This window comes from Solidesulfovibrio alcoholivorans DSM 5433, from assembly GCF_000702665.1.
GTDB classification, from domain to species: domain Bacteria; phylum Desulfobacterota; class Desulfovibrionia; order Desulfovibrionales; family Desulfovibrionaceae; genus Solidesulfovibrio; species Solidesulfovibrio alcoholivorans.
The window spans coordinates 36,510-59,738 of sequence record NZ_JNJA01000014.1 but is presented as its reverse complement, the minus strand read 5'-3'; the positions used below and the strand labels follow the sequence as shown (position 1 = coordinate 59,738).

The following is a 23,229-nucleotide window of genomic DNA, read 5'->3' as shown; positions in this document are numbered from 1 at the left end:
GACGGGCGCATCGCGCCCGCCCCGTTGTTCGTTTTTAGCGGAGTGTAAGACCCCGAAGGTTACTTGCCAAGCTCCTTGATGGCGGCCAGCACCTTCTCGGGGTAGGCCGGGAGGTGACGGACGAAAGCGCCGCCGGTGGCGTTGGCGATGGCGTTGATGATGGCCGGGTGCGGACCGCACAGCGGCACTTCGCCGACGCCCGAACCGCCGAACGGGCCGTGTTCACGCGGCGAGTCGACGTAGATCAGCTCCATGACGTCCGGGATGTCCTTGATGTAGGGCACGCCCGCGCCGGCGAGGGACGAGTGCTTCTTGATGTCCTCGAAGTCCTCGGACAGGGCCAGGCCGACGCCCTGGGCCAAGCCGCCCCAGTTCTGGCCGTCGACGGTCTGGCGGTTGGTCAGGGTGCCGATGTCTTCCACCAGGGTCATCTTGTCGACCTGGGTCTTGCCGGTGGTGGTGTCCACGGTCACTTCGGCCATGAACAGGCCGTACATGTAGTTGGCGAACGGGTTGCCCTGGCCGGTGTTCGGGTCGCAGTCGGTGGCCGGCTGGGTCCACGTGCCGTTGTACTTGGTCTTGAGGCCGTCTTTCACCATCTCGTCGTAGGTGCGGAACGAGCCGTCGGGCTTGCGCATGGCGTCGACGAGCTGCGTGCAGCCGTTGATGATGGCGTTGCCGACGAGGACGTTGGAGCGCGAACCGCCGGCCGGGCCGGAGTTCGGGCACTTGCTGGTGTCGTTGAGGAAGATCTTCAGCTTGGAGGCCGGGATGCCCAGGGGCTTGAGGGCCTCGTGGGCGAAGCACAGGGTGCCGAGGTCGGAACCCTGGCCATGGTCCTGCCAGGTGTTGAAGATCGTGATGGTGCCGTCGGCGTTGAGCTCGACGTCGGCGCCGGCGGAGTCCGCGCCGTCAAGGCCCGCGCCGTAGATGCCGAAGGCCACGCCCACGCCCTTCTTCAGGGTGTCGGTGGAGTGGCGCTTGGCGTTGGCCAGGGCCGCCTTGTACTTGGGCCGGAGGATGTCGATCATCTCCGGATACATGAAGGAGTCAGGCACCTGTCCGGTCGGGGTGGTGTCGCCCGGGCGGTAGCAGTTGGTGTAGCGCAGTTCCAGCGGATCCCAGCCGCCCTTGAGGGCCAGCTCGTCCATCAGGACCTCGGAGGGGAACATGATCTCCGGCGAGCCGTAGCCGCGGAAGGCCGAACCCCAACCGTGGTTGGTGCACACGCAATAGCCCACGGCGCGCATGTTCGGGATGCCGTAGCCGGCCATGAAGTACTGGGCGCCGCGCAGGGTCAGCAGGTCGCCGAACTCGGAGTAGGGACCGTGGTCGCAGATCCACTCGTGCTGGGTGCCCTTGATCTTGCCGGTCTTCTTGTCGGCGGCCACCTTGCCGGTGGTCCAGAACGGGGAGCGCTTGCCGGTGTAGTACTGCTGCTGCGCGTAGTTGTAGTGCAGGTGGCAGGGACGGCCGGTGGCCATGGTGGCGGCGCCGACGAGGGCTTCCATGGTCGGGCTGAACTTGTAGCCGAAGGTGCCGCCGGTGGGCAGCTGGATCAGGGCGATCTTGTCCGGCTCGACGCCGAGGCCCGGGGCGATCATGTACAGGTGCAGGTACAGGCCGATGGACTTGGAGTAGATGCGCAGGATGCCGTCCTCGTCGTACATGGCGTAGCCGACGTCAGGCTCGATGGGCAGGTGCGGCTGGCGCTGGGTGTAGTAGCTGCCTTCGGCCACCACGCAGTCGGGGCTGCTGAAGAAGGGCGCGGGATCGTCGCCCTTGACCAGGCCCTGCTTGTAGTAGGTGTTGGGGGTGCCGGGGTGGATCTCGATGGCGTCTTCGGCCATGGCCGCCGGGGCGTTCATGTAGGCCGGCAGGACTTCCAGATCGACCTTGACCAGCTCGGCGGCGGCGCGGGCGATCTTTTCGGAAGTGGCGGCGACCAGGGCGATGGCGTCGCCGTACTGGAACACCTTCTCGTCGCACAGGATCGGACGATCCCAACCGTCACCCTTGTTGGTGGGGAAGGTGATCAGACCGGTGATGCGGTTCTTGCCCTTGACGTCCTTGGCGGTGATGACGCTGTGGACGCCTTCCATCTTGAGGGCTTCGGAGACGTCGATGCCCTTGATGTTGGCGTGGGACACGCGGGCTTCGACAATGGCCAGGTGCAGGGTGTCGGGCGGCAGCTGGAGCTTCTGGTCGTCGCCGAAGGCCCACTGGCCGGTGACCTTGGCCACGCCGGAGGGACGCGGCGCACGCGAGTTGAAAATGTTGCCGTCGGCCGGGAAGTTGTGGTTGATGTCGAGGGTCATCTCGCCGCGCAGCACCTTGGCGGCGTCCATGACGGAGTCGACCAGCGGGATGTAGCCGGTGCAGCGGCACACGTTCTTGTGCTTCTGGAACCAATCGCGCACCTGCTCGCGGGTGGGCTTGGGATTCTCGTCCAGCAGGCCCTTGGCGGACATGATGAAGCCCGGGGTGCAGAAGCCGCATTGGGCCGCGCCGTTGACCACCCAGGCCACCTGCAGCGGGTGCAGGTTCTTGGGGGTGCCCAGACCTTCGATCGTGGTGATGTTGGCGTAGTTTTCGATGCGGCGGACCTTGGTGATGCAGGCGCGCACGACCTTGCCGTCGAGGATGACGGAGCAGGCGCCGCACTGGCCCTTGCCGCAGCCGACCTTGGTGCCGACCAGGTGCATCTGCTCGCGCAGCACCTCGGACAGAAAGGCGTCGGGATCGACGATGAGCTTGCGCTCAATGCCATTCACGACCCAGATTTTTTCCGCTTTTTTTGCGATCTCCATGCTTCTCTCCGTGCTCTGGTTAGATGATTGCCGTTTTCGCCGACGCGGGACGCGGAATCGGGTCGTGGCCCAGCGCGCCTCCTGCTATCGTCCTCGCGCGGATGTTCCCCAGTCAGCGGCCGACGGCCGCGATACGCCTAATTCTTGCCGAATCCGCACAGCGGATACCGGCATTCCGGACACATGGCGCACAGCCCGCCGTGCCCCAACGCCACAATGTCGGGCTTGGAAAGCTTTTCGCCGGCAACAAGCCGCGGCACCGTCAGGTCGAAGATGCTGGCCTTGTGGTACATGACGCAGCCGGGCAGACCGACGACAGGCGTTTCGCCGATGTAGGCGAGCATGAACATGGCCCCCGGGAAGGTGGGCGAGCCGTAAGTCACGACTTCGCCTCCGGCGGCCCGGATCGAGGAGGGGGAGAGGTCGTCGGGATCGACGGACATGCCACCCGTGACCGCGATCATCTCCGCGCCTTCGGCCAAAAGCTGGCGGATGGCCCGCACGGTCATGTCCCGATCGTCGGGCACGATGACCTGGCGGAAGACCTGACAGCCCAGCGCATCGAACTTGCGGCGCAGCACCGGCCCGAACTTGTCCTCGATGCGGCCGTGGTAGACCTCGCCGCCGGTGGTCACCACGCCCACGCGAAGCGGGCGGAAAGGCTGCACGGACACCACCGCGCCGGTTTCGGCCGTGACCGCCTCCACCGCCTCCAGCCGCTCCTTGGCGACAACCAGGGGAACGACCCGCGTGCCGGCCAGCATCTGGCCGGGGGAGACGACCGCGTCGCCGTGGATGGTGGCGATGGTCACCTCGTCGATGGAGTTGAGCCGGAACAACGCCTCTGTGTTGATCTTGAGCAGGCCGCGCCGGTCGGCCAGAAGATTGATGCGGCCTTCGCAGGGCTGGGTCAGGGTCGTGCCCTGGCCGGCCACGGCCCTGGCGATGCGCGCGGCGGCGTCGTCCTCGTGCACGAGCCCCTCGGCGAGGTCCCAGACATAGATATGTTCCTTGCCCAGGCGCAGCAGGGTGGGGATGTCCTCGGCGGCGATGACGTGGCCTTTGCGGAACGCCGGCCCCTTGCCCTCGCCGGGGACGATGCGGGTGATGTCGTGGCAAAGGACCATGCCTTTGGCTTCTTCGACGGGGACGCTGCGCATGGGCTACTCCTTAACTGTGCATCCCGCACAGGGCCGGCGCGACCGCGTGGCGCGCGGCGGCCCGGACGGGTCCGGTATTTCTAGAGTCACGCTTTTTGTGTTTGCGTGACCATGGAATGGCGTTTCTGGAGGCGTGCATGGCCAAGGAACCCAGTGTTTGCTGTGCGGAAGGGAGGCATGCGGCGCTTTGATGTGTTAGGATAAACATAGTATTTTTACGTTCCCCAAACCCCACCGCCTCTGGCAGCTGCGGTACTGGTGCCCGCGAATTGGCATCACTGCTGGTTCCAAACGCTGCGACCGACATATGGTACAATAACGCAGCAAGAAGCAGGCCAAGCAAAGACGCCAGGAAAACGGAGCCTCCCGGGCGTTGACGACACAGTATCACGCAAGGATTGCAGCCAGTGTGACACGCTGACAGTGCGCCGGAGACGCCAAACGGGATGGTTTCAAAGGCAACACGCTAGAATAATGTGAAAATATTATGGAAAGAAATTTTGATCCACTTGGGCTCCAAAAATGGGTCAAAAAGCGTCACGGCCTACGGAGAGCAGATGGCGGCAATCGCAATGCTAATGCAAACATATGCAAAAGCACTGCATATCCTATGTTATACTAAATACAACTTGACGGCGGTGCTGCTCGTCCGGCGGGGAAAGAAGAGAGCAGACGAGCCCGACATCGGGTGTCGCCTTGCCGGGGCGATCCCCGGGTCGTGCGGGAGGCAAAGGCGCGCGGCCGCGTGGCCGGTGGGGAAAAGACGGGAGCCACGCCCGCCCTCCTCCAGGAGAACGGGAAACGCGGGCGGAGATGTCGTCGTGGCGGAAAGCGGCATGGCATGCGGCCATGCCGGCCGGGCAGGCAGGGTCGGGCTCCCGGCCGGCGGCCGCCGGCGGCGCGAAGCCGGGCGAGGGGCGTCGCCCGACCGGCCGCGGACTAGAACAGGTTGTACTGCCGGATCTTGCGGTAGAGCGTCTTGCGGCAGATGCCGAGCGCTTCGGCCGCGAGCGACCGGTTGTTGTCGTAGAAGTTGAGCACCTTGGCGATGTGCTCCTTTTCCTTGGCCTCGAGCGTCAGGATTTCCTCCTCGGCGCGGGCCGGCTCAAGGAACTCACGCGGCAGGGCGTGCTCGGTGATGAGGTTGTTTTCGGACAGGATGATCGAGCGCTCCATGACGTTGCGCAGTTCGCGCACGTTGCCCGGCCAGTCGTAGCCCGTCAGGCATTTCATGGCCCGGTCCGAGATGCGGTAGGGGGCCTGCCCGGCGGTCAGGCGCGACAGGAAGAATTCCACGAGCAGCGGTATGTCCTCGCGGCGTTCGCGCAGCGAGGGCATCTCGATGTTGAAGACGTTGATGCGGTGGAAAAGCGCCTCGTGGAAGCGCCCCTCGGCCACTTCGCGCACGAGTTCGCGGTTGGTGGCGAACAGGAGCCGGATGTCGGCGCGGCGTTCCTCTTTTTCGCCCACGCGGCGGTAGGTCTTGTTCTCGAGCACGCGCAGGAGCGCGGCTTGCACCTCGATGGGCAGCTCGCCGATCTCGTCGAGAAACAGCGTTCCCTTGTTGGCGAAAGCCATGAAGCCTTCGCTGTTGTCCACCGCGCCGGTGAACGAGCCGCGCAGGTGGCCGAAGAGTTCGCTGCGCGCGAGTTCCTTTTGCAGTGTGGCGCAGTTCTTGATGAAAAAGGGCTTGTCCGCGCGCTTGGACAGCGACTGGATGAGGTGGGCCGCCACCTCCTTGCCCGCGCCGGACTCGCCGGTAATGAGCACCGGGACTTCGGTCGGCGCGACCTTTTCGATGAGGTAGCGCACCTGCTTGATGGCCGGGGAGTTGCCGATGAGCTTGACCGGCGGGGTCTGGCCCTGGAAATGGCGCAGCCGCCGGTTTTCCCGGCGCAGGAACGTGCGCTGGTAGGCCCGCTCGATGAGCAGTTCGAGCTCGGCCAGGTTGAAGGGCTTGGTCACGTAGTCGAAGGCACCGAGCTTCATGGCCTCGACCGCGGTGTCGATGGCGCCGTGGCCCGTGACCAGGATCGTTTCCAGGTCTTCCTGCTTGGTGCGCAGTTCCACCATGAGTTCGATGCCGTTGGCATCGGGCAGGCGGATATCGAGGACCGCCACTTCGTATTCGTTTTTCGCGAGCAGTTCCCGCGCTTCGCGAGCGCAGGAGGCCACGTGGACGGTGCGGGCCGGCGTCGTGAGTTCCTTGAGCAGGAGCTTGCCGATGGAGGGTTCGTCGTCGACGACGAGGACGCAGTAGGGGCTATTCACGGGTGTTGCCGCTGTCCAGGGGAAGTTTCACGGTGAAGTGCGTGCCGAGGCCCACCTCGCTGGCCACCTCGATGACGCCGTGGTGTTCGCGCACGATGCTGTAGCATGCGGCGAGGTTGATGCCGATGCCCTGCCCCACGGGCTTGGTGGTGAAAAAAGGATTGAAGAGCTTGTCCATGTTCTCCGGCGGAATGCCGCAGCCGGTGTCCTCCACGGACAGGTTGACGGTGTTGTCGTTTTCCGGGTGGGTGGTGATGGTGATCTCGCCCTCGCCCTTGATGGCGTCCATGGAGTTGGCCAGGATGTTGAGCAGCACCTGCTTGAGCTGGGCCTCGTCGCCGGGGACCGTGGGCAGCCCCTCGTAGAGGTTGACCGTAAGCGTCAGACCGTTTTTCGCGCGTTCGTCCAGCCGGCTGCGCAGGATGTTGAGCGTGTCGGTGACCACTTCGTTTAAGCACACCGGCGAGAAGGCCAGGGTGTGCGGCCGGGAGAACGAGAGCATGGAGCGCACGATGTCGCGGCAGCGCCGGCATTCCATGAGGATGGTCTCGGTGTATTCCGAGACGTCGGCGTAGAGGTCGTCCTCCACGGCGGCGCGGATGACCGGCAGGCGGCGGCGGATGCCCTCGGCCAGGCCGTAGACCGCGGTCAGGGGATTGTTGATCTCGTGGGCCACGCCCGCGGCGAGCATGCCGATGGTGGCCATCTTTTCGGCCTGGTAGTACTTGGCCTGGTATTCCTGCTCCAGGGTCACGTCGCGCTTGAAGATGAGGATGCGCGACTCGGGACTGTCGGGGTTGTGGATGGGCGAGGCCACCATTTCGAACTGGCGCGTCACACCCCCGATCTTGAAGTTGCCCACGCAGCGGCACACGGCATTGGACTTGAACGAGCGGTGCGCCGGACACTCGGGGCAGGGCCGGTCGGCGTCGCGGAAGAGCTTGTAGCAGTGCTGGCCTTCGGGGCGCGGCACGCTGAAGAGTTCGTGGAAGACGTGGTTGACCGAGATGATGCGCAGGTCCTTGGTGAGCACCATCATGATGTCGGTGATGCCGTCGAGGATCGCCGCGATCTCCTGGCGGCGCAGTTCCGATTCCTCGTGGGCCTCGCGCAGCTCCTGCACCTTCTGGCGCAGTTCCTGGTAGAACCCGAGCTTGCTGTGTTCGATGCCGATGAGGTCCTCGAGCGTGGTCGGGTGCGACGACGCTTCGGGCGGGAGATAGACCGGGACCCGGGGGAAGGGGCAGGCCCGCAGCCGGGAGGGCATCCGGAAGGATTCGCGGCCGTCGCGGGCCACGTCCAGGGGCAGACGGCGCAACGGCAGCGTGCGCGGAAACGCCGCCACGAAGCTTGCGACCTGCAACGGCTGCGGCGACGCGCCTTGTCCGGGATGCTCCTTGTTCTCCTGGGAAGACATGATGCCGTCCATAGGCGCACGTGGGATCAGGACAGAAGCAGGCAGGCCGGCTCCTCGCCCCGGGCCACGGGGCGCTTGGCCACGAGTCTGTCCGGTCCGGCGGGCTCGATGGCGGCAAGATAACCCAGGTCCAGGAAATCCTGCAAGGCGGCGATGGCCCGCACACGGAAGGCCGGCATGGGCTGGCGCGTCAGTCCGGACAGGCGGCGCAGGGCGGTCATGTCCAGGCGCTGGGTGGCCGGGCCGTTAAGGAGCAGGGCCGCGAGCCAGCGGGGGAAAGCGGCGGAGCCAAGCGGCGCGCGCGCGGCGAGCAGGCGTTCCACGGCCTGGGCGCTGCGCAGCCCCTGCATGAGGCGCGGGCTCACGTCCAGGGCGCAGATGCCGGCGGCGCGGTCGCACAGCAGGGTGTGCAGCAGCCGTGCCTGCATGCGCACGCATCCGGCCTCCTCCTCGATTTCGATGCGGGCGCTGGCCAGCCGCCACAGCGACCGTTCGAGCCTTCTGGCGTCGAAGCGCCGTCCCTTGGGGCGGATCAGGCGCGTGAGGTCGCGCAGGCGGAAACGCGCCGCGCCCGAACGGCCGGATTCGCGAAAGGCGAGCAGCACGCAGCCGAGGAACGCATCCAGGTCGTCCTGGTCCAGACGCTCGCCGCAGAAACGGATGGTCGCGCCGTCCCAGCAAGAGGCAACGGGCGCTTCTTCGAGCCGGGTCCGGGGACCGGGATTGCGTGCGGAAAAGAGGTCCGAGGCCAGGACGAGGCCGGCCAAACGGTCGGCGAAACCCTCTTCCAGGGCTTCGGCCGGACCGGGACGCGCCTCGGCGTCGAACGGGTTGGCCAGGGGCATGGCGTCGAAAGCGATTTCGTCGTGGTACATGGTAGCTCCCCCCTGCCTCGTGCCGCAGGCCCCGGGGCGCGCCCGGCGCGGACGGCGGTGGAAAAAGGCGGGCCGACGCAAAAGGGTACGGCCCGCCGCGTTCGCGCGTTACGCCTTCTTCTGCAACGTGGCCAGCATGCCGCGAAGCTGCCGCAGGTGGCCGCGTTCCTCGTCGAGACACTGTTTGACGATGCTGGACTCCGCCGCCGGCAGGAGGTCCATCATCTCGCGGAAGTAGAGGATGGTGTCCTTCTCGAAACGGCTGGCCAGCTCGATGGCCGCCACGGCGTCGGCCGCGTCGGCCAGGTCTTTTTCGGGAGCCCCGCCGCAGAAAAGCGCGTGGGAGTCGAGCAGGGCCTGGACATAGTCCATGTACTCCTCTTCGTCGCTGCCGGCCGGGATCTCGATCTTGGCGATGCGTCCGGCCATGGCCTCGAAGATGGACTGGTGGCGGGCTTCCTCGCCGGCGAAGAACTGGAGGAAGCTTTTGACGTCCGGATTGGTCGCGGCCGCGGCCGCCTTGCTGTAGACGTTGCGGCCCCGCCGTTCGATTTCGATGGCGGTGCCCACGATATCGCTGGCGCTGAAAAAGCGTGCCATGTGCGTCTCCTTTATAAGAGGCCTCCGGCGGCCGGGGGGGATCATCCCCCCCGGACCCCCCGGGCGAGGGGCGGCTTATGGCCCCCCCATGTCTTTCCGTCGCGTACGCTGCGTCGAGCCGTGCCGTTTACAGTTCGTTGGGCAGGGCCTTGAGCTGGGCGTACGAATACACCGGCCCGTCCACGCAGACGTAGCTTGAGCCGATGTTGCAGCGGCCGCAGATGCCGATGCCGCATTTCATGCGTTTTTCCAGCGTCGTGAAGATCTGCTCGTCCTGGAATTCGAGCTTTTTGAGCGCTTCCAGGGTGAACTTGATCATGATCGGCGGGCCGCAGGTGATGGCCACGCAGTTTTTCGGCGACGGCGCAAGCTCGAGCAGCACGTTGGGAATGAGCCCCACCTTGTGCTCCCAGCCGTCGGCCTCGCGGTCGATGGTCAGCGTGGTCTTCACGTCCTTGCGCGAGGTCCACTCGGGCAGCTCGGCCGAGAAGGCCATGTCCGCCGGCGAGCGCGCGCCATAAAGGAGCGTGATGTCGCCGTAGTCGGCGCGGTTGTCGAGCATGTAGAGGAACAGCGTGCGCAGCGGGGCCATGCCGATGCCGCCGCCAACGAACACGATGTCCTTGCCCTTCATGTCGTTGTAGGGGAACGGCTTGCCGAGCGGGGCGCGCACGCCGACCTTGTCGCCGGCGTCCAGGCCGTGCAGGCGCGCGGTCACCTCGCCGGCGCGCATGACCGAGAACTGGAGGTAGTCCATGCGCGTGGGGGGCGAATTGATGACGAAGGTGGATTCGCCGATGCCCGGGGCGGACAGCTGGCCCACCTGGCCGGGCTCGAACGTAAACGCGGCCATCTTGGCCTCGTCGTCGAAACGCACCCGGAAGGTCTTGATGTTGTGGGTCTCCTGGACGGTCTCCAGAATGGTGGCCACTTCCGGAAGATACGGATTGAACGGATCGGTCATGGTTGTGCCCCCTAGCCCTTGGCCCTGGCCACGGCGTTTTGCACGATCTCGCGGATGTCCACCGAGACCGGGCAACTCTTGATGCACCGGCCGCAGCCGCAGCAGGCGATGAGCCCGTCATGCAGGGTCGGATAGTAGCTGAACTTGTGCCCGACGCGGTTTTTCAAGCGGTGGGCCTTGGTCGGCCGGGGGTTGTGGCCCGAGGCTTCCAGCGTGAACTGGAAGTGCATGCAGGCATCCCAGGAACGCATGCGCCGTCCCGACATGCCGGCCGCCTCGTCGGTGATGGTGAAGCAGTAGCAGGTCGGGCACAGGTAGGTGCAGGCCCCGCAGCTCACGCATTTGTCCGACTGGTCGCGCCAGAAGTCCATATCGTCGAAGGCGGCGAGCAGCGCTTCCTTGGAGGTGCTGATGTCCGGAGCCTCGCCCAGGGCTTCCTGGGCCGCGGCCTTGACCGCCGCGGCTTCCTCGGCCTTGGCCGCGCCGTCGGCAAGGACCGGGCTCTCGAGCAGCGCCGCGCCCTTGTCGCTGACCGCCTCCACGGCGTAGCCGCCGGCGACCGGGGTCAGCAGCACGTCCGAACCCGCCCCGTCCGCCGGGCCGGAGCCGACCCAGTTGCAGAAACAGGTGTTTTCGACGTTCGCGGTCGAGCAGGCCATGGTCACGAAGACCGTGGCTTCGCGCGCGGCAATGTAATAGGGATCGGGGTACTTCTTGCCCATGTAGACGCGGTCGAAGATCAGGAATCCGCGTGCGCCGCAGGGTTTTGCGCCGAAGACCACGGTCGGTTCGGCCGCGGTGTTCGGAATCAGTTCGAGGGTGGGTTTGCCCGGGTCTTCCGCGTCCTTGCCCTGCTCGTAGCGGAACAGTTCCTGGCAGGCCGGGAAGATGGCCGACTTGGGCGGCGCCGTCGCATCCGAGCCGAAGACGGGCTGGCAGCCCGGCGCATAGCGCCGGAACACCACGCCGCCGCCTTCCGCGACAGGGACGAGCACCCGGCTTTTCTCGGCCAGGGACTTGAGCCAATCGGGGAGCTTGTCGCTCGCGATATATTTGACAGCGGCCATTACCAGCTACGCTCCTTGATGTTGTCTTCCTCGACCTTGAATTGCAGCAGCGGCGGGATCGCTTGCGGATCGGTGCCGGCCTGGTAGTCGAACAGATCGTGGATGGTGCGGTTCAAGTGCTTTTTGAGCGCCAGGATCGGGATATCCATGGGGCAGGCCCGCTGGCATTCGCCGCATTCCGTGCAGCGCCCGGCGAGGTGCAGGGCGTGCACGACCTGGAACATCAGCTTTTCCGTGGCCGTGTCCTCCTGGGTCAGCCAGTGCGGCTCGCGGCTCTGGGCGATGCAGTGGTCGCGGCACACGCACATGGGGCAGGCGTTGCGGCAGGCGTAGCAGCGGATGCAGCGCTCCATGTGGTAGCGCCAGAAGGCCATGCGCTCGGGCACGCTCATGGCGTCAAGCGCGGCCAGGTCGGCGTCCATGGGGGTCGCCGGGGCGGTGGGGGCGATGGGGTCGCCCACGTAGGTATCGGCCAGCACCGCGTTGGGGAACTGGCAGCGGCCGCACTTGTCGGCCCGGACCTCGGCCAGGGGCATGGCGACGGTCTGGCCGTCGGCCGTGACGGACACGGTCTTGCCGTCCTCGGCCACGGCCGTGACCTTGCCGGCGGTCGCGCCGGCCGCGGCGAGCCTGGCCTTGACCTTGGACAGGTCGATCACGCCTTCACAGGGCATGCCGAAGATGACCACGTCGCCGCGGTCGATGAGGTTTTCCTGGAGCAGCTCCACCACCGAGCGGGAGTCGCAGCCCTTGACCACGATGCCGACCTTCTTGCCCCGGAAGGGGGGCAGGTAGACGGCGGGGTTGTGGACGTTGAGCGGCCCCCATTCGAGCTTGTCCACGTCCGCGTCGCTGCGCATGAAAAGCGGCGTGTTGTGGAGGGAATCGAAGCCTTTCTGCCAGCCGATGACGCATTCAAGGCCGGGCAGGGCCTCCTTGATGCGGGTTTTGAGCTCATCAAGCCGCGACACGGTTGCCTCCTTGGCCGAGCGCCCCGGCGGCGACCTTGGCCAGCATCTCCGCCGAAACGGCGTCGAAGCGCGGCGCGGGGCCCAGGGCGTGAATCTGTTCGGTGAAAACCGTCACCACCTTCTGCCAGCGCTGCCCTTCGGAAGCCGAAACCCAGGTGTAGTCGAAACGGCCCGGGTCGATGCCGAGGATGGGCAGGAAGCGCTTGAGCACTTCCAGGCGACGCCGGGCGTAGAAGTTGCCTTCGGCATAGTGGCAGTCGCGGGGATGGCAGCCGGAGACGAGCACGCCGTCGGCGCCGTTAAGCAGCGTCTTGGCGATGAAAAGCGGATCGATGCGGCCGGAGCAGGGGACGCGGATGATGCGCAGGTCCGTGGGTTGGCCAAACCGCCCCACGCCCGCCGTGTCCGCGCCGCCGTACGAGCACCAGTTGCACAGAAATCCGACGATACGCAGTTCCTTGCCGGTCAGGACTGGCATAAGGCGTTGACCTCCGCGAGGATTTGGTTGTCCGTGAAGTGCGACAGCTGGATGGCGCCCTGGGGGCAGGTCGAGGTGCACAGGCCGCAACCCTGGCAGACCGTCTCGATGACCTCGGCCTTTTTCTGACCCCGGAACTCCACTTCCTTGATGGCCTTGAACGGGCAGGTGAGGATGCACTTGCCGCAACCCACGCAGCGCTTGATGTCCACGCGCGAGATCTGCGGGTCGCTTTCCAGCATGTCCTTGGAGAACAGCGCGAGCACCTTGGCCGCGGCGGCGCTGCCCTGGCCCACGGACTGGGGAATGTCCTTGGGTCCCTGGCAGGAGCCGGCCAGGTAGACGCCGGCGGTGTTGGTCTCCACGGGCTTGAGCTTGGGGTGGCTCTCCATGAAGAAGCCGTACTTGTCGTAGGAGATGCGCAGCTTCTCGGCGAGCTGGGGCGCGCCCTTGGCGGCTTCCGCGCCGGCGGCCAGGACCACGAGATCGGCCTCGACCTCGACCTGCGTGCCGGCCAGGGTGTCCGCGCCGCGCACGATCATCTTGCCGTCTTTCGGGTAGACCATGGCGACGCGGCCGCGGATGTAGCGCGCGCCGTACTCTTCCATGGCCCGGCGGGTGAACTCGTCGTACATTTTGCCCGGCGAGCGGATGTCCATGTAGAACACGTAGGACTGCGAATCCGGGATGTGGTCCTTGGTCAGGATCGCCTGCTTGGCCGTGTACATGCAGCAGAAACCCGAGCAGTAGGGACGGTCGAGGGACTTGTCGCGCGAGCCCACGCACTGGATGAAGACGACGGTCTTGGGCTCCTTGCCGTCGGAGGGGCGCTTGACGTGCCCGCCCGTGGGGCCGGAGGCCGAGAGCAGGCGCTCGTACTGCAGGCCCGTGATGACGTCGGGGTAGCGGCCGCCGCCGTACTCCGTGACCTTGGAGATGTCGAAGAGGTCGTAGCCCGTGGCCGCGACGATGGCGCCCACGTCCTCGGTCACGATCTCATCGGCCATGTCGTACTTGATGGCCCCGGTCGGGCAGACCTTGGCGCACACGCCGCACTTGCCCTTGACGAACTGGCGGCAGGTGGTCGGGTCGATGACCGCCTTTTTCGGGATGGCCTGGGGGAAGGGGATGTTGATGGAGGTGGTGGGCCCGATTTTCTCGTTGAACCGGTCGGGGTTCTTCTTGCTCGGGCATTTCTCCATGCAGGCCCCGCAGCCGGTGCACAGCGTCCAGTCGACGTAGGTGGCCTTTTTCTTGACCTGCACCTGGAAGTTGCCCACGTAGCCGCCGATGGAATCGACTTCGGAGTAGGCGTGCAGGGTGATGTTGGGGTGCTGGGCCACGTCCACCATCTTGGGGCCGAGGATGCAGCTCGAGCAGTCAACCGTGGGGAAGGTCTTGTCGAGCTTGGCCATCTTGCCGCCGATGGAGGATTCGCGTTCGACGAGCACGACTTCCAGCCCGCCGTCGGCGCAGTCGAGCGCGGCCTGGATGCCGGCCACGCCGCCGCCGATGATCATCACGCGCTTGTTGATGGAGAACTTGCTCGGGGCCAGCGGCGCGTCGCGGCGCAGTTTTTCCGCGGCGATGCGCACGAGGTCCAGGGCCTTGTTGGTGTTGGCCTCGCGGTCCTTGCCGATCCAGGAGACGTGCTCCCGGATGTTGGCCATTTCGAACATGTAGCGGTTGAGCCCGGCGCGCTCCACGGCCCGGCGGAAAGTGGGCTCGTGCATGCGCGGGGTGCAGGAGGCCACCACCACGCCGGTGAGGTGTTTGTCCTTGATGGCCTGGATGATGCCGTCCTGGCCGGGTTCCGAGCAGGCGTACATGGTGTCCGTGGCGTACACGACCTCGGGGAACTCCAGGGAGGCCTTGGCCACGGCCGCGGTATCCACCGTGCCTTCGATGTTGCTGCCGCAGTGGCAGATGAAAACGCCGATTCGCATGGCCTATGCTCCCTTCGCCTGGGTGTCCGCGCCCGAGAGGGCCTTGTTGAGGACGGGCCTCGGGTCGATGCACAGCTTGTCGAAGCCGAGTTCCGCGTCCGCGATATTGAGGGCCACGCCCATGAGCTGGGTGAAATAGGCCACGGGGATGCGGAAATTGGTCCCCAGGGCCCTGTTCACCTGTCCCTGGCGCAGATCGAGGTTCATCTGGCACAGGGGGCAGGCCACGGCGACCACGTCCGCGCCGATGGAGCGCGCCGCGTCCAGGAGCTTGCCCGTGAGTTTGGCCACGATGTCCTGGCGCGGGATGCCGTAGGAGGCGCCGCAGCACTCGACCTTGAGCGGGAAGGGCAGGATGGTCGCCCCCATGGCCGCGAGGACGTTGTCCATGGCCATGGGGTTCTCGCAGTCGTCGAAGGCCATGAGCTCGGGCGGCCGGTTCATGATGCAGCCGTAGTAGCAGGCGACCTTGAGGCCGGAAAGCGGCGTGCGCACGGCAGCCTTGATCTCGTCGAGGCCGATCTTCTCGACCAGGGCCTGGAGGATGGAGATGGCTTCCACGCCGCCGGCGTAGGGATCGTCGAGGAGCTTGTTGACCTTTGCGGCCATGGCCGGCGCGGCCATGCGGTGGTTGGCCGTGCGCAGGTTGGTCAGGCAGCTCGGGCAGGGGGTGGCGGCGGCGCCGATGCCCATGCCCGCCACGAGCTGGAGGTTGCGGGCGGACAGGGCGGCGGAGAGCACGTGGTCCTTGGTATGGGCCGGTGTGGAGCCGCAGCAACTCCAGTCCGGGATGTCCACCAGGGACAGCCCCAGCGCCCGGCAGACGGCCCGGGTGGAGGCGTCGTATTCCTTGGAAGTGCCCAGGCCCGAGCAGCCCGGGTAGTAGGCAATCGCTTCGCTCATGAGTTGGACTCCCTCTCGAAACGCTCGAAGATGCGGGCCACGTGCTCCTTGCCCGCGATCTCGTGGGGCTTCATGGAGAGCTTGCCCTTGGGGAAGATTTTCGGCCCGAGGTCAAGGTCGGTCCAGAAACGACCGGTGCGCATGACGTAATTGACGGTGAGCCCCAGTTCGAAGACGCGGCCGTGGGCTTTGACCGAATCCAGGAAGCTGTCCCAGAAGGTCTTGACCTGCGGTACGGCGGCCAGGCCCTCGCGGCGGGCCATGTGCCGCAGCACGTCCATCACGCAGGCCACGTCGATGTTGTTGGGGCAGCGGGTCGTGCAGGATTCGCAGGTGGCGCAAAGCCAGATGGACTTCGACGCCAGCACGGTCTTTTTCTGCCCTGCCTGGACCAGGCGCATGATCTGACTGACGGGGATATCGTAGGCGAAAGTGTACGGGCAGCCGGCCGTGCAGTTCCCGCACTGGTAGCACAGGCTGACGTTCTGCCCGGACTCTTCCTCCACCCTGTGAACGAAATCGCCGTCGTAGTCGCGGGTGAGATTGATGGTCTGCATACGTTCCTATCCGGTTGACGTGAAAGAAACTGGTCTATCTCAAGCGGTTCGCCCTGACGCCCGGAGGCAGGAGAAACGACAACCGCGGTCCGGGGTGGATAGCATGGCGGTCAGTACTTGACCACCCCGGACCGGGTGTCGCACCTGGAGGATAAATTCCCTAAAAAAGTCAAAGAAATACTAATTATCTCAGTCTGATTAGCCTTCGCCACCTTGTATCGATCTAGAACAAATGTGAAAAATTGCGTTGCTTATTGGACGTATTTTATGTCTGCCTGGGATAAAAATCGGTGGCAAAACGCGTCCGTCGGCCCAAGACCGCCGTCGCCCGCATTCCCGGCGACCCTGTGCAGGCTGGTCGCTGCACCCTTCTTGCGGGGCGTCTGCCACCGCCCCGTCCGAAGAGCCTTCCCGCCTTGGGACGGGCAGGAGCCGGATGCTCAAAGGGGGGGCCCGAAGGCCCCCCCCTTGCGTGGTCGTCCGTGTTACAGGGCGGCCGTGTAAATGGCGGCCACGTCCTTGTCGGTCGGGCAGCGCGGGTTGGTCAGACCGCAGGCGTCCTTCTGGGCGTTGCCGGTCATGGTCGGGATGTCGGAAGCCTTGACTTCCTTGCCATAACGCTTGCCGAGCTCGACCAGGCCGGCCGGGATGCCGACGTCGGTGGACAGCTGGCGGATGGCCTTGAGGCACAGTTCGGCGGCGTCGCGAGGAGCCATGCCGGTGATGTTCTCGCCCATGATCTCGGCCATCGCGGCGAACTTCTCGACCTTCGCGATGAGGTTGAAGCTCTCGACGTGGGGCAGCAGGATGGCGTTGCACTCGCCGTGCGGCAGGTCGTAGAAGCCGCCCAGCTGGTGAGCCATGGCGTGCACGTGGCCGAGGCTGGCGTTGTTGAAGGCCATGCCGGCCAGGTATTCGGCGAAGCACATGCCTTCGCGGGCTTCCATGTCCTGACCGTTGGCAACGGCCTTGCGGAGGTACTTGAAGATCAGCTTGATGGCTTCGATGGCGCAGGCGTCGGTCATCGGGTTGGCGATGGTGGACACGAAGGCCTCGACGGCGTGGGTCAGGGCGTCCATGCCGGTGGCGGCGGTCAGCGCCGGGGGCATGCCGACCATCAGGACCGGGTCGTCGATGGCGATGTGCGGGGTCACGCGCCAGTCCACGATGGCCATCTTCACGTGGCGGGACAGGTCGGTGATGATGCAGAAACGGGTCATTTCAGAGGCGGTGCCGGCCGTGGTGTTGACGGCCAGGTAGGGCATGAAGGGCTTGGAGGACTTGTCCACGCCTTCGAAGTCATGGATCTTGCCGCCGTTGGAGACGACGAGGCCGATGCCCTTGCCGCAGTCGTGCGAGGAACCGCCGCCCAGGGTGATGAGGCTGTCGCAACCCTCTTTCTTGTAGACTTCGACGCCGTCGTGGACGTTCTTGTCCGTGGGGTTGGGGATGGTCTCATCATAGACATGATATTTCATGCCGGCGGCGTCGAGCAGGTCGGTGATCTGTTTGCAGATGCCGACTTTCACCACGCCCTTGTCCGTGACGATCAACGGCTTGGAACCGCCGAGAGCCTTGATCTTCTCAGGGATCTGCTTGGCGGCGCCGATGCCGATAAGGGTCACGCTGGGAATGAAGAAACCGTAAACTTGCTCGCGAACTGCCATGGTGCCAACCTCACTTGGGTTAAGGTTATGGTTTTGCGAACGGACCCCAAACCTGATTTCCTTGCGGCTTTTGGGTAAACGCTTCCCCCTGTAAAGCAATTCCCGGGCCAGTTTTTGTGGTGTGTTATTTCAACGTGTTATCGGCATCGGCGCCGTCGCGCCGGGGCAGTCTGGCCGTTTGCGCGCCGCGTTTGGGTGTCGCAAAGGGACACAGCCGAAACAGAGGTGGGTAAAAAGCGGCCAATTCCGGGGGTTGCGGCGTCATGGACAAGTTGTCCCACACGCGTGCGTGGATTGGGTAAAAAGGTCACAGGGGTCTGCCGGGGGTAGAGTTGTCCCCGCAGGAGCGAAAATACTTCAAAATTAGTTGTTTTATTCAAGTATGTTGGAAAAATGTCGCCACTGCTGTCCATGCGGGACAAGATGACACGGGGCCTTCCCCGGGGCCGGAAACGCCCTGCCGGACGGCTGGAAGCGACGTCGCAAACATGTCGCGCTCGCGTCCGGACAGTCACCCGCACACCCCGCTTTTTCCCGTTTCGGGTTTGCCGCCGCGCCGGGATGTGTTACCCGTGAGCCAGTTCCTTATAATGGGCATGCCACAATGCAGGGCATGCCACACAAAGGAGGTCTCATGAAAAAGCAGCTTGCGATCCTTGCCACCCTGTTGCTCCTCGCCGCCCTGGCTGTGGCCGGTTGCGGCAAGTCAGAGGAAAAGAAGACGGAAACCAAATCCGCCACGCCGACGGCACAGGACGTCAAGAAGGACATCAGCCAGGCGGCCCAGACCACGGCGGCCTACACCGCGGACCAGCTCGCCAAGGCCCGGCAGGACGCGGCCGCGCGCATGGCGGCCATGGACAAGGACATCGACGCCCTGCAGGCCAAGGCCGCCACGCTTGGCGACCAGGGCAAGGCGCAGGCGCAAAAAGCCCTGGACGACCTCAAGGCCAAGCGCGCCGAGGCGCAGGCCAAGCTCAAGGATCTCGGCACCGCCAGCACCGCCGCGGGCAAGGACATAAAGGCCGGCTACGACGCGGCCATGGACAGCCTGGGCAAGGCCTACGAGGCGGCCAAGAAGGATCTGGGGCAATAAGCCGGGAGTTTTTCGCCGTCCGGACGGAACTCCGCCCGGGTCGCGCCGCCGTCTTCCGTGGACGGGGCGCGGCCCGGGTCGTTTGGGAAGGAAGGGAAAAGGGCACGGGCAGGCTTGACGTGGGACATTATTGTTGGCAATTTTGCCAAATAAACAATAAATGCCTTCCGCACGCATGGAGGTGCCGCATGGTTTCAGGATATCCCGTTGCCCGGATTGTCCGACGCGAGAGGGGAGGCGTTCCCCGGGAAGGCGCCCCTGCCGGGGTGGCCGGGAAATCGTATCCGGGTGCTGGCGTTGCGGAGGCGGCGGCATGAGGCGGGGCGTTGTCGTGGCGTGGATGCTGTTTTCCCTTGCCTTGACGCCGCTTTGCGCGGGGGCCGCAGGCGGGGACGTGCCCAAGGCCGGACGCGTGACCCTGGTCGATCTCGGTTCGGGCGCCTGCGTGCCGTGCAAGATGATGCAGCCTGTGCTCGAGGCCGTAACCGCCCGGTACGGCGGCCGGGCCGAGGTGGTGTTCATCGACATCCGCAAGGAACCGGACGCGGCTACGACTTACGGAATCCGCCTGATTCCCACGCAGGTGTTTTTCGGCCGGGACGGCAAGGAGGCCTGGCGGCACGAGGGCTATCTTGACGAGCCCGGCATCGCGGCGGTCCTCGACCGTCTCCTGGCCGAGTAGGCGGCGATGACGGAAGCGCTTTTCACCCTGGTGCATGGCTGGTTGTCCGGAGCGTTTTGGATCGCCGCTGCCGGGGCGTTTTTATGGGGTATGGTCAGCGTGCTTTTCAGTCCCTGCCATCTGGCCGCCATGGTGCTCCTGGTCGGCTATGTGGCCGGGCAGGGAGGCCTGGCCACCGGGGCCGTCGCGCTACGCTGTTCCCTGGCCTTTGTCGGCGGTCTTTTCGCGATGATCGTGGCGGTGGGCCTGCTGTGCGTCGCCTTGGGCCGCATGCTCGGCGATCTTGGCGCGGTGTTGCCCGTGGCGGTCGGGGTGGCGCTTTGCCTGGCCGGCCTCGAGATGGCGGGGCTGGCGCCGTGGCGGCGGCATGCGTCGAGGACCGGGGCCCGTCCGCCGCGTTTGCGCGGGGCTTCGGGCGCGCTGTTGCTCGGGTTGACGTACGGCGGGGCGACCGGGGCGTGCACCTTCGGGTTCCTGGCCCCGCTGCTGGCCGTGGTGGCTCTTGAAGGCCGGGTTGCATCCGGCATGGCATTGCTGACGCTTTTCGCGCTGGGACACTGCCTGCCGCTGCTCCTGGCGGGCGTTTTCGCCGGACAGGCCGGCCGGTGGCTGGCCAGGCGGGAGGTCCGGGACGGCGCGGTCTGGCTGCGGCGCGGCGGCGGCGTCCTGGTCCTCGGCATGGGGGCCTATGTCCTGACGACGACCCTCGCCGGGGGATGAGCGCGACGCCCCCTCCCCAGGACGTTTTCCGGCCCGGAGGGGCCTGCGGCCTGTTTGTCCGCTGCGCCACGCAATCGCCACATCCGGTCCGTAAGAAGCGAGGACGGAATTCCCCAAGGAGGACGACCATGATGCGGGTGCTTTTCATCTGCGTGCACAACAGCGCGAGAAGTCAGATTGCGGAAGCCTATCTGCAACAATTTTGCGGCGATGCCGCGGAGGTGACGAGCGCCGGCCTCGCTCCGACGGACATCAACCCCCTGGTTGTCGCCGTCATGGCCGAAGAGGGCCTGGACCTCTCGGCCAAGAAGACCCGCAAGGTTTTCGATCTCTATAAGGATGGACGGCTGTTCGACTACGTGGTCACGGTGTGCGAGGAATCGCTGGAAGGGCAGTGCCCGGTTTTTGCGGGCGTGACCCACCGGCTGCACCTGCCGTTTCCCGATCCCGCCGGCGTGGTCGGTACGGACGAGGAGAAACTGGCCAAGGTGCGCGCCATCCGCGACCGGATCAAGGAACGCATGGTCGTGCTGGCCGACGAGATCAAGGCCGGCAAGGGGCGGCGCCCCGGCGACGCCTGGGAGCAGGGGGGACCGGTTTGAGCGACAAGAAAAAAATCCTGTTTCTGTGCACGGGCAACTCGTGTCGCAGCCAAATGGCCGAGGGTTTCGCCCGGGCCGACCGGGGCGACGTCCTCGAGGCGTATTCGGCGGGCGTGGAAAAGCACGGCGTCAATCCCCGGGCCGTGGCCGTCATGGCCGAGGCCGGCGTGGACATTTCCGGGCAGGCTTCCAAGCTCGTCGCGGAACTGCCCGATGTCGCCTTCGATTATGTTGTGACGCTTTGCGGCTCGGCCCACGACCTTTGCCCCTTTTTCCCGGGGCCGGTCAAAAAGGTTCATGCGCCCTTCGAGGACCCGCCGGCGCTGGCCGCGGGCGCGGCGACCGAAGAGGAGGCGCTTGCGCGCTACCGCGAGGTGCGCGACGCCATCCGCGTCTTCGTGGCCGGGCTGCCGCAAAGCCTCGAAGCGGACGTCTAGCCTTTCCCGGGCGGCACGATCTCGCGCACGCCGTCCGGCCCGGCCAGGATGATGCGCGAGGCCAGGCCGACGAAGAGCCCGTGTCCGGCCACGCCCGCCCGGGCGTCCAATGCCGCGGCCAGTTCCGCCGGATCGGCCAGGGGCGCGAAGGCGCAGTCCGCGATGACGTTGCCGCGTTCGGTGCGCATGGGGTCGCCGTCCGGGCGCAGGCGCAGGCCCGGGTTGCCGCCGAGCGCCGCGAGAAAACGCAGTTCCGACGCCAGGGCGAAGGGCGTGATTTCCACGGGCAGGGCGTGGCGCGTGCAAAGTCGCGGCGCGAGCTTGCCCGCGTCGGCGACGATGACCAGCCTCCTGGCCGCCTGTCCCACGATCTTCTCGTAAAGCAGCGCCCCGCCGCCGCCCTTGACGCAGTTGCCGTCCGGGTCGATCTCGTCGGCTCCGTCGATGGCCAGGGCGAGTTCGGGCGCGTCGTCGAGGCTCGCCACAGGCAATCCTTCCCGGCGTAGCGCCACGGCCATGAAATGGGCCGCCGGCACGAACACGGTTCCGTCAAGCTCGCCGCGCCTGGCGCGTTCGCCGAGAAAGGGCACGGCGGCCACGGCCGTGGAGCCGTGGCCGAGCCCCACGGCCATACCCGGTGCGACCAGGGTCGCGGCCCGCGCTGCTGCGGCGCGCTTGAAGGCGGCCGTTTCCTCGAGACTGGAGAAGGATGTCTTGTTCATGGCTGCGCAATACCTCATTCAAGCGGCGGCGGAGCAGGTTTTCGTGTTCGAAACGGGGAAATTGCCCGCTGCGGTTTGCCTTTTGCCGCCAAAGAGTGTTTAGTCTCGAAGCGTGTCGCCCGATGGGCGGGCGTCGCGAAAACGACCGAACAACCGAGCTGCGAGGCGACCATGCGACCCGAGATCCTCAATACGCGCATTTTCCTGGACGGGGCCGACCCCGAGGAGACCCGACGGGTCATCAAAGCCCTGGGCTTCCTGGACGGCCAGACCACCAATCCGAGCCTTTTGGCCAAGAATCCCGAGGCCCAGTCCCACAAGGTGGACGGCAACAAATTCTCCGCCAAGGCCATCTACCAGTTCTACGAGAAACTCTGCCAGGAGCTTTCCGGCCTTCTGCCGGACGGCTCCGTCTCCATCGAGGTCTATGCCGACGAGACCACCACCGTGGCGGCCATGCTCGAACAGGCCCGGGAATTCGACACCTGGATCAAAAACGCCCACATCAAGCTGCCGACCACCACCGCCGGCCTCGAAGCCGCGAACATCCTCACCGGGGAAGGCCGGCGCGTCAACATGACCCTCGTCTTCACCCAGGCCCAGGCCGCTGCGGTCTACGCCGCCACGAAAGGCGCGGCGCGCGGCGCCGTGTTCCTCTCGCCCTTCGTCGGCCGTCTCGACGATCGGGGTGAAAACGGCATGGCACTCATCGCTGACATCCTCAAGCTGTACGCCGGCGGCGACCGCCACGTGGAGGTGCTCACGGCAAGCGTGCGCTCCATGGAGCATTTCCTGTGCGCCCTGGCCTACGGCAGTGACATCATCACCGCGCCCGCGTCCATCCTCCTGGAGTGGGTCGAGGCCGGCATGCCCATTCCCGGCAGCACCTACGTCTACGAGGCCCCGGGGCTCAAACCCATTCCCTACGAACCCCTGAGCCTCGACGCACCCTACGCCTCCTACGCCATCGGCCACCCGCTCACCGATGCGGGTCTGGCCAAGTTCGCGGCGGACTGGAACTCCCTGATCGACATGGCCTCCTGATCCGGCCGGCCTTTTCGTTTCGACGGCCCGTCGCGCAAGCGGCGGGCCGTTTTGTTTGGGGCAGTGTCCGCTTGCGACTGTATTATTGCAGAAATGAAATGAAGGCGAGGCGAGCCTCGTAATCGTTGCAACGGATGCGTGAATCCGCGCAAGCAATAGAAGAATCGGTTGGAATGGTGAATCATCAGATGACCTGAGCGCAGTGGGATGGGAATTTTACAAGGGACAGGAATATGCTAA

At 65.6% G+C, this 23,229-nt stretch carries 21 protein-coding genes; 6 read left to right on the top strand and 15 right to left on the bottom strand.

Annotated features, from left to right (window positions below; all coding sequences use genetic code 11):
* Positions 1-59: 59 nt before the first annotated feature.
* The 14 genes from Q368_RS0118475 to Q368_RS0118410 all read right to left on the bottom strand — a co-directional run bounded on the left by Q368_RS0118475 (position 60) and on the right by Q368_RS0118410 (position 17,686).
* Positions 60-2,810, bottom strand: a complete 2,751-nt coding sequence (locus tag Q368_RS0118475) for a molybdopterin-dependent aldehyde oxidoreductase (RefSeq protein WP_029460530.1) — start codon at positions 2,808-2,810, stop codon at positions 60-62.
* A gap of 137 nt (positions 2,811-2,947) precedes the next feature.
* Positions 2,948-3,970 carry a molybdopterin-binding protein gene (locus tag Q368_RS0118470; protein WP_029460529.1) on the bottom strand — a complete coding sequence of 341 codons (1,023 nt, stop codon included), beginning with the start codon at positions 3,968-3,970 and terminating at the stop codon, positions 2,948-2,950.
* A 939-nt stretch (positions 3,971-4,909) separates the two neighbouring features.
* On the bottom strand, positions 4,910-6,241 hold the full coding sequence (locus Q368_RS0118465; protein WP_029460528.1) for a sigma-54-dependent transcriptional regulator: 1,332 nt from the start codon (positions 6,239-6,241) through the stop codon (positions 4,910-4,912).
* Positions 6,234-7,670: a two-component system sensor histidine kinase NtrB gene (locus tag Q368_RS0118460; protein ID WP_245611395.1), complete on the bottom strand. Its 1,437-nt coding sequence runs from the start codon at positions 7,668-7,670 to the stop codon at positions 6,234-6,236. Before Q368_RS0118460 ends, Q368_RS0118465 begins: the two co-directional genes overlap by 8 nt.
* A 14-nt stretch (positions 7,671-7,684) precedes the next feature.
* A complete protein-coding gene (locus tag Q368_RS0118455) occupies positions 7,685-8,533 on the bottom strand; it encodes a hypothetical protein (RefSeq protein WP_029460526.1) in 849 nt (282 codons plus the stop codon).
* Positions 8,534-8,641: 108 nt separating this feature from the next.
* Positions 8,642-9,133 (bottom strand): ferritin-like domain-containing protein, encoded by a 492-nt coding sequence (locus Q368_RS0118450; protein WP_029460525.1) that lies wholly within the window; start codon positions 9,131-9,133, stop codon positions 8,642-8,644.
* A 127-nt stretch (positions 9,134-9,260) separates the two neighbouring features.
* Positions 9,261-10,097 (bottom strand): FAD/NAD(P)-binding protein, encoded by an 837-nt coding sequence (locus Q368_RS0118445; protein WP_029460524.1) that lies wholly within the window; start codon positions 10,095-10,097, stop codon positions 9,261-9,263.
* An 11-nt stretch (positions 10,098-10,108) separates the two neighbouring features.
* Positions 10,109-11,164 carry a 4Fe-4S dicluster domain-containing protein gene (locus Q368_RS0118440; protein ID WP_029460523.1) on the bottom strand — a complete coding sequence of 352 codons (1,056 nt, stop codon included), beginning with the start codon at positions 11,162-11,164 and terminating at the stop codon, positions 10,109-10,111.
* Complete coding sequence (locus tag Q368_RS0118435; RefSeq protein WP_029460522.1) at positions 11,164-12,135, bottom strand: 4Fe-4S dicluster domain-containing protein; 972 nt, start codon at positions 12,133-12,135, stop codon at positions 11,164-11,166. The genes Q368_RS0118440 and Q368_RS0118435 overlap by 1 nt, the downstream gene beginning before the upstream one ends.
* Positions 12,122-12,613: a hydrogenase iron-sulfur subunit gene (locus Q368_RS0118430; protein WP_029460521.1), complete on the bottom strand. Its 492-nt coding sequence runs from the start codon at positions 12,611-12,613 to the stop codon at positions 12,122-12,124. Before Q368_RS0118430 ends, Q368_RS0118435 begins: the two co-directional genes overlap by 14 nt.
* Complete coding sequence (locus tag Q368_RS0118425) at positions 12,601-14,559, bottom strand: CoB--CoM heterodisulfide reductase iron-sulfur subunit A family protein (protein ID WP_029460520.1); 1,959 nt, start codon at positions 14,557-14,559, stop codon at positions 12,601-12,603. Before Q368_RS0118425 ends, Q368_RS0118430 begins: the two co-directional genes overlap by 13 nt.
* Before the next feature lie 3 nt (positions 14,560-14,562).
* Positions 14,563-15,462 carry a CoB--CoM heterodisulfide reductase iron-sulfur subunit B family protein gene (locus Q368_RS0118420; RefSeq protein ID WP_029460519.1) on the bottom strand — a complete coding sequence of 300 codons (900 nt, stop codon included), beginning with the start codon at positions 15,460-15,462 and terminating at the stop codon, positions 14,563-14,565.
* Positions 15,459-16,019: a 4Fe-4S dicluster domain-containing protein gene (locus Q368_RS0118415; RefSeq protein ID WP_029460518.1), complete on the bottom strand. Its 561-nt coding sequence runs from the start codon at positions 16,017-16,019 to the stop codon at positions 15,459-15,461. Before Q368_RS0118415 ends, Q368_RS0118420 begins: the two co-directional genes overlap by 4 nt.
* Before the next feature lie 485 nt (positions 16,020-16,504).
* Positions 16,505-17,686, bottom strand: coding sequence for an iron-containing alcohol dehydrogenase (locus Q368_RS0118410; RefSeq protein WP_029460517.1), 1,182 nt, complete (start codon positions 17,684-17,686; stop codon positions 16,505-16,507).
* Between the two features lie 634 nt (positions 17,687-18,320).
* Between Q368_RS0118410 and Q368_RS0118405 the strand changes: the two genes are divergently transcribed.
* The 5 genes from Q368_RS0118405 (at position 18,321) to Q368_RS0118385 (ending at position 21,223) form a co-directional block, all read left to right on the top strand.
* Positions 18,321-18,782 (top strand): sll1863 family stress response protein, encoded by a 462-nt coding sequence (locus tag Q368_RS0118405; protein WP_029460516.1) that lies wholly within the window; start codon positions 18,321-18,323, stop codon positions 18,780-18,782.
* Between the two features lie 313 nt (positions 18,783-19,095).
* The gene (locus tag Q368_RS0118400) at positions 19,096-19,464 is read left to right on the top strand and encodes a thioredoxin family protein (protein ID WP_029460515.1); all 369 of its coding nucleotides are present in this window, start codon (positions 19,096-19,098) and stop codon (positions 19,462-19,464) included.
* Between the two features lie 6 nt (positions 19,465-19,470).
* A complete protein-coding gene (locus Q368_RS0118395; protein ID WP_029460514.1) occupies positions 19,471-20,184 on the top strand; it encodes a cytochrome c biogenesis CcdA family protein in 714 nt (237 codons plus the stop codon).
* A 131-nt stretch (positions 20,185-20,315) separates the two neighbouring features.
* Entirely contained in the window at positions 20,316-20,786 is a 471-nt protein-coding gene (locus tag Q368_RS0118390) for an arsenate reductase ArsC (protein WP_084158894.1), read from the top strand.
* The gene (locus Q368_RS0118385) at positions 20,783-21,223 is read left to right on the top strand and encodes an arsenate reductase ArsC (protein WP_029460512.1); all 441 of its coding nucleotides are present in this window, start codon (positions 20,783-20,785) and stop codon (positions 21,221-21,223) included. The genes Q368_RS0118390 and Q368_RS0118385 overlap by 4 nt, the downstream gene beginning before the upstream one ends.
* Here Q368_RS0118385 and rpiA read toward each other — a convergent pair.
* A complete protein-coding gene (rpiA, locus tag Q368_RS0118380) occupies positions 21,220-21,945 on the bottom strand; it encodes a ribose-5-phosphate isomerase RpiA (RefSeq protein WP_029460511.1) in 726 nt (241 codons plus the stop codon). The two genes, Q368_RS0118385 and rpiA, sit on opposite strands and share 4 nt — an antisense overlap.
* A gap of 171 nt (positions 21,946-22,116) precedes the next feature.
* On the opposite strand from rpiA, the gene Q368_RS0118370 reads away from it, so the two are divergent.
* Positions 22,117-22,989, top strand: coding sequence for a transaldolase family protein (locus tag Q368_RS0118370; protein WP_029460510.1), 873 nt, complete (start codon positions 22,117-22,119; stop codon positions 22,987-22,989).
* The last annotated feature ends 240 nt before the right edge of the window (positions 22,990-23,229 follow it).

What these genes read in the sequence shown, in the direction of transcription:
- Q368_RS0118415 (WP_029460518.1), bottom strand. Translation starts at nt 16,019, where the DNA reads ATGCAGACCATCAATCTCACCCGCGACTACGACGGCGATTTCGTTCAC.
- Q368_RS0118395 (WP_029460514.1), top strand. Translation starts at nt 19,471, where the DNA reads ATGACGGAAGCGCTTTTCACCCTGGTGCATGGCTGGTTGTCCGGAGCG.
- Q368_RS0118475 (WP_029460530.1), bottom strand. Translation starts at nt 2,810, where the DNA reads ATGGAGATCGCAAAAAAAGCGGAAAAAATCTGGGTCGTGAATGGCATT.
- Q368_RS0118425 (WP_029460520.1), bottom strand. Translation starts at nt 14,559, where the DNA reads ATGCGAATCGGCGTTTTCATCTGCCACTGCGGCAGCAACATCGAAGGC.
- Q368_RS0118410 (WP_029460517.1), bottom strand. Translation starts at nt 17,686, where the DNA reads ATGGCAGTTCGCGAGCAAGTTTACGGTTTCTTCATTCCCAGCGTGACC.
- Q368_RS0118460 (WP_245611395.1), bottom strand. Translation starts at nt 7,670, where the DNA reads ATGGACGGCATCATGTCTTCCCAGGAGAACAAGGAGCATCCCGGACAA.
- Q368_RS0118370 (WP_029460510.1), top strand. Translation starts at nt 22,117, where the DNA reads ATGCGACCCGAGATCCTCAATACGCGCATTTTCCTGGACGGGGCCGAC.
- Q368_RS0118430 (WP_029460521.1), bottom strand. Translation starts at nt 12,613, where the DNA reads ATGCCAGTCCTGACCGGCAAGGAACTGCGTATCGTCGGATTTCTGTGC.
- Q368_RS0118445 (WP_029460524.1), bottom strand. Translation starts at nt 10,097, where the DNA reads ATGACCGATCCGTTCAATCCGTATCTTCCGGAAGTGGCCACCATTCTG.
- rpiA (WP_029460511.1), bottom strand. Translation starts at nt 21,945, where the DNA reads ATGAACAAGACATCCTTCTCCAGTCTCGAGGAAACGGCCGCCTTCAAG.
- Q368_RS0118405 (WP_029460516.1), top strand. Translation starts at nt 18,321, where the DNA reads ATGAAAAAGCAGCTTGCGATCCTTGCCACCCTGTTGCTCCTCGCCGCC.
- Q368_RS0118400 (WP_029460515.1), top strand. Translation starts at nt 19,096, where the DNA reads ATGAGGCGGGGCGTTGTCGTGGCGTGGATGCTGTTTTCCCTTGCCTTG.
- Q368_RS0118390 (WP_084158894.1), top strand. Translation starts at nt 20,316, where the DNA reads ATGCGGGTGCTTTTCATCTGCGTGCACAACAGCGCGAGAAGTCAGATT.
- Q368_RS0118470 (WP_029460529.1), bottom strand. Translation starts at nt 3,970, where the DNA reads ATGCGCAGCGTCCCCGTCGAAGAAGCCAAAGGCATGGTCCTTTGCCAC.
- Q368_RS0118455 (WP_029460526.1), bottom strand. Translation starts at nt 8,533, where the DNA reads ATGTACCACGACGAAATCGCTTTCGACGCCATGCCCCTGGCCAACCCG.
- Q368_RS0118450 (WP_029460525.1), bottom strand. Translation starts at nt 9,133, where the DNA reads ATGGCACGCTTTTTCAGCGCCAGCGATATCGTGGGCACCGCCATCGAA.
- Q368_RS0118440 (WP_029460523.1), bottom strand. Translation starts at nt 11,164, where the DNA reads ATGGCCGCTGTCAAATATATCGCGAGCGACAAGCTCCCCGATTGGCTC.
- Q368_RS0118420 (WP_029460519.1), bottom strand. Translation starts at nt 15,462, where the DNA reads ATGAGCGAAGCGATTGCCTACTACCCGGGCTGCTCGGGCCTGGGCACT.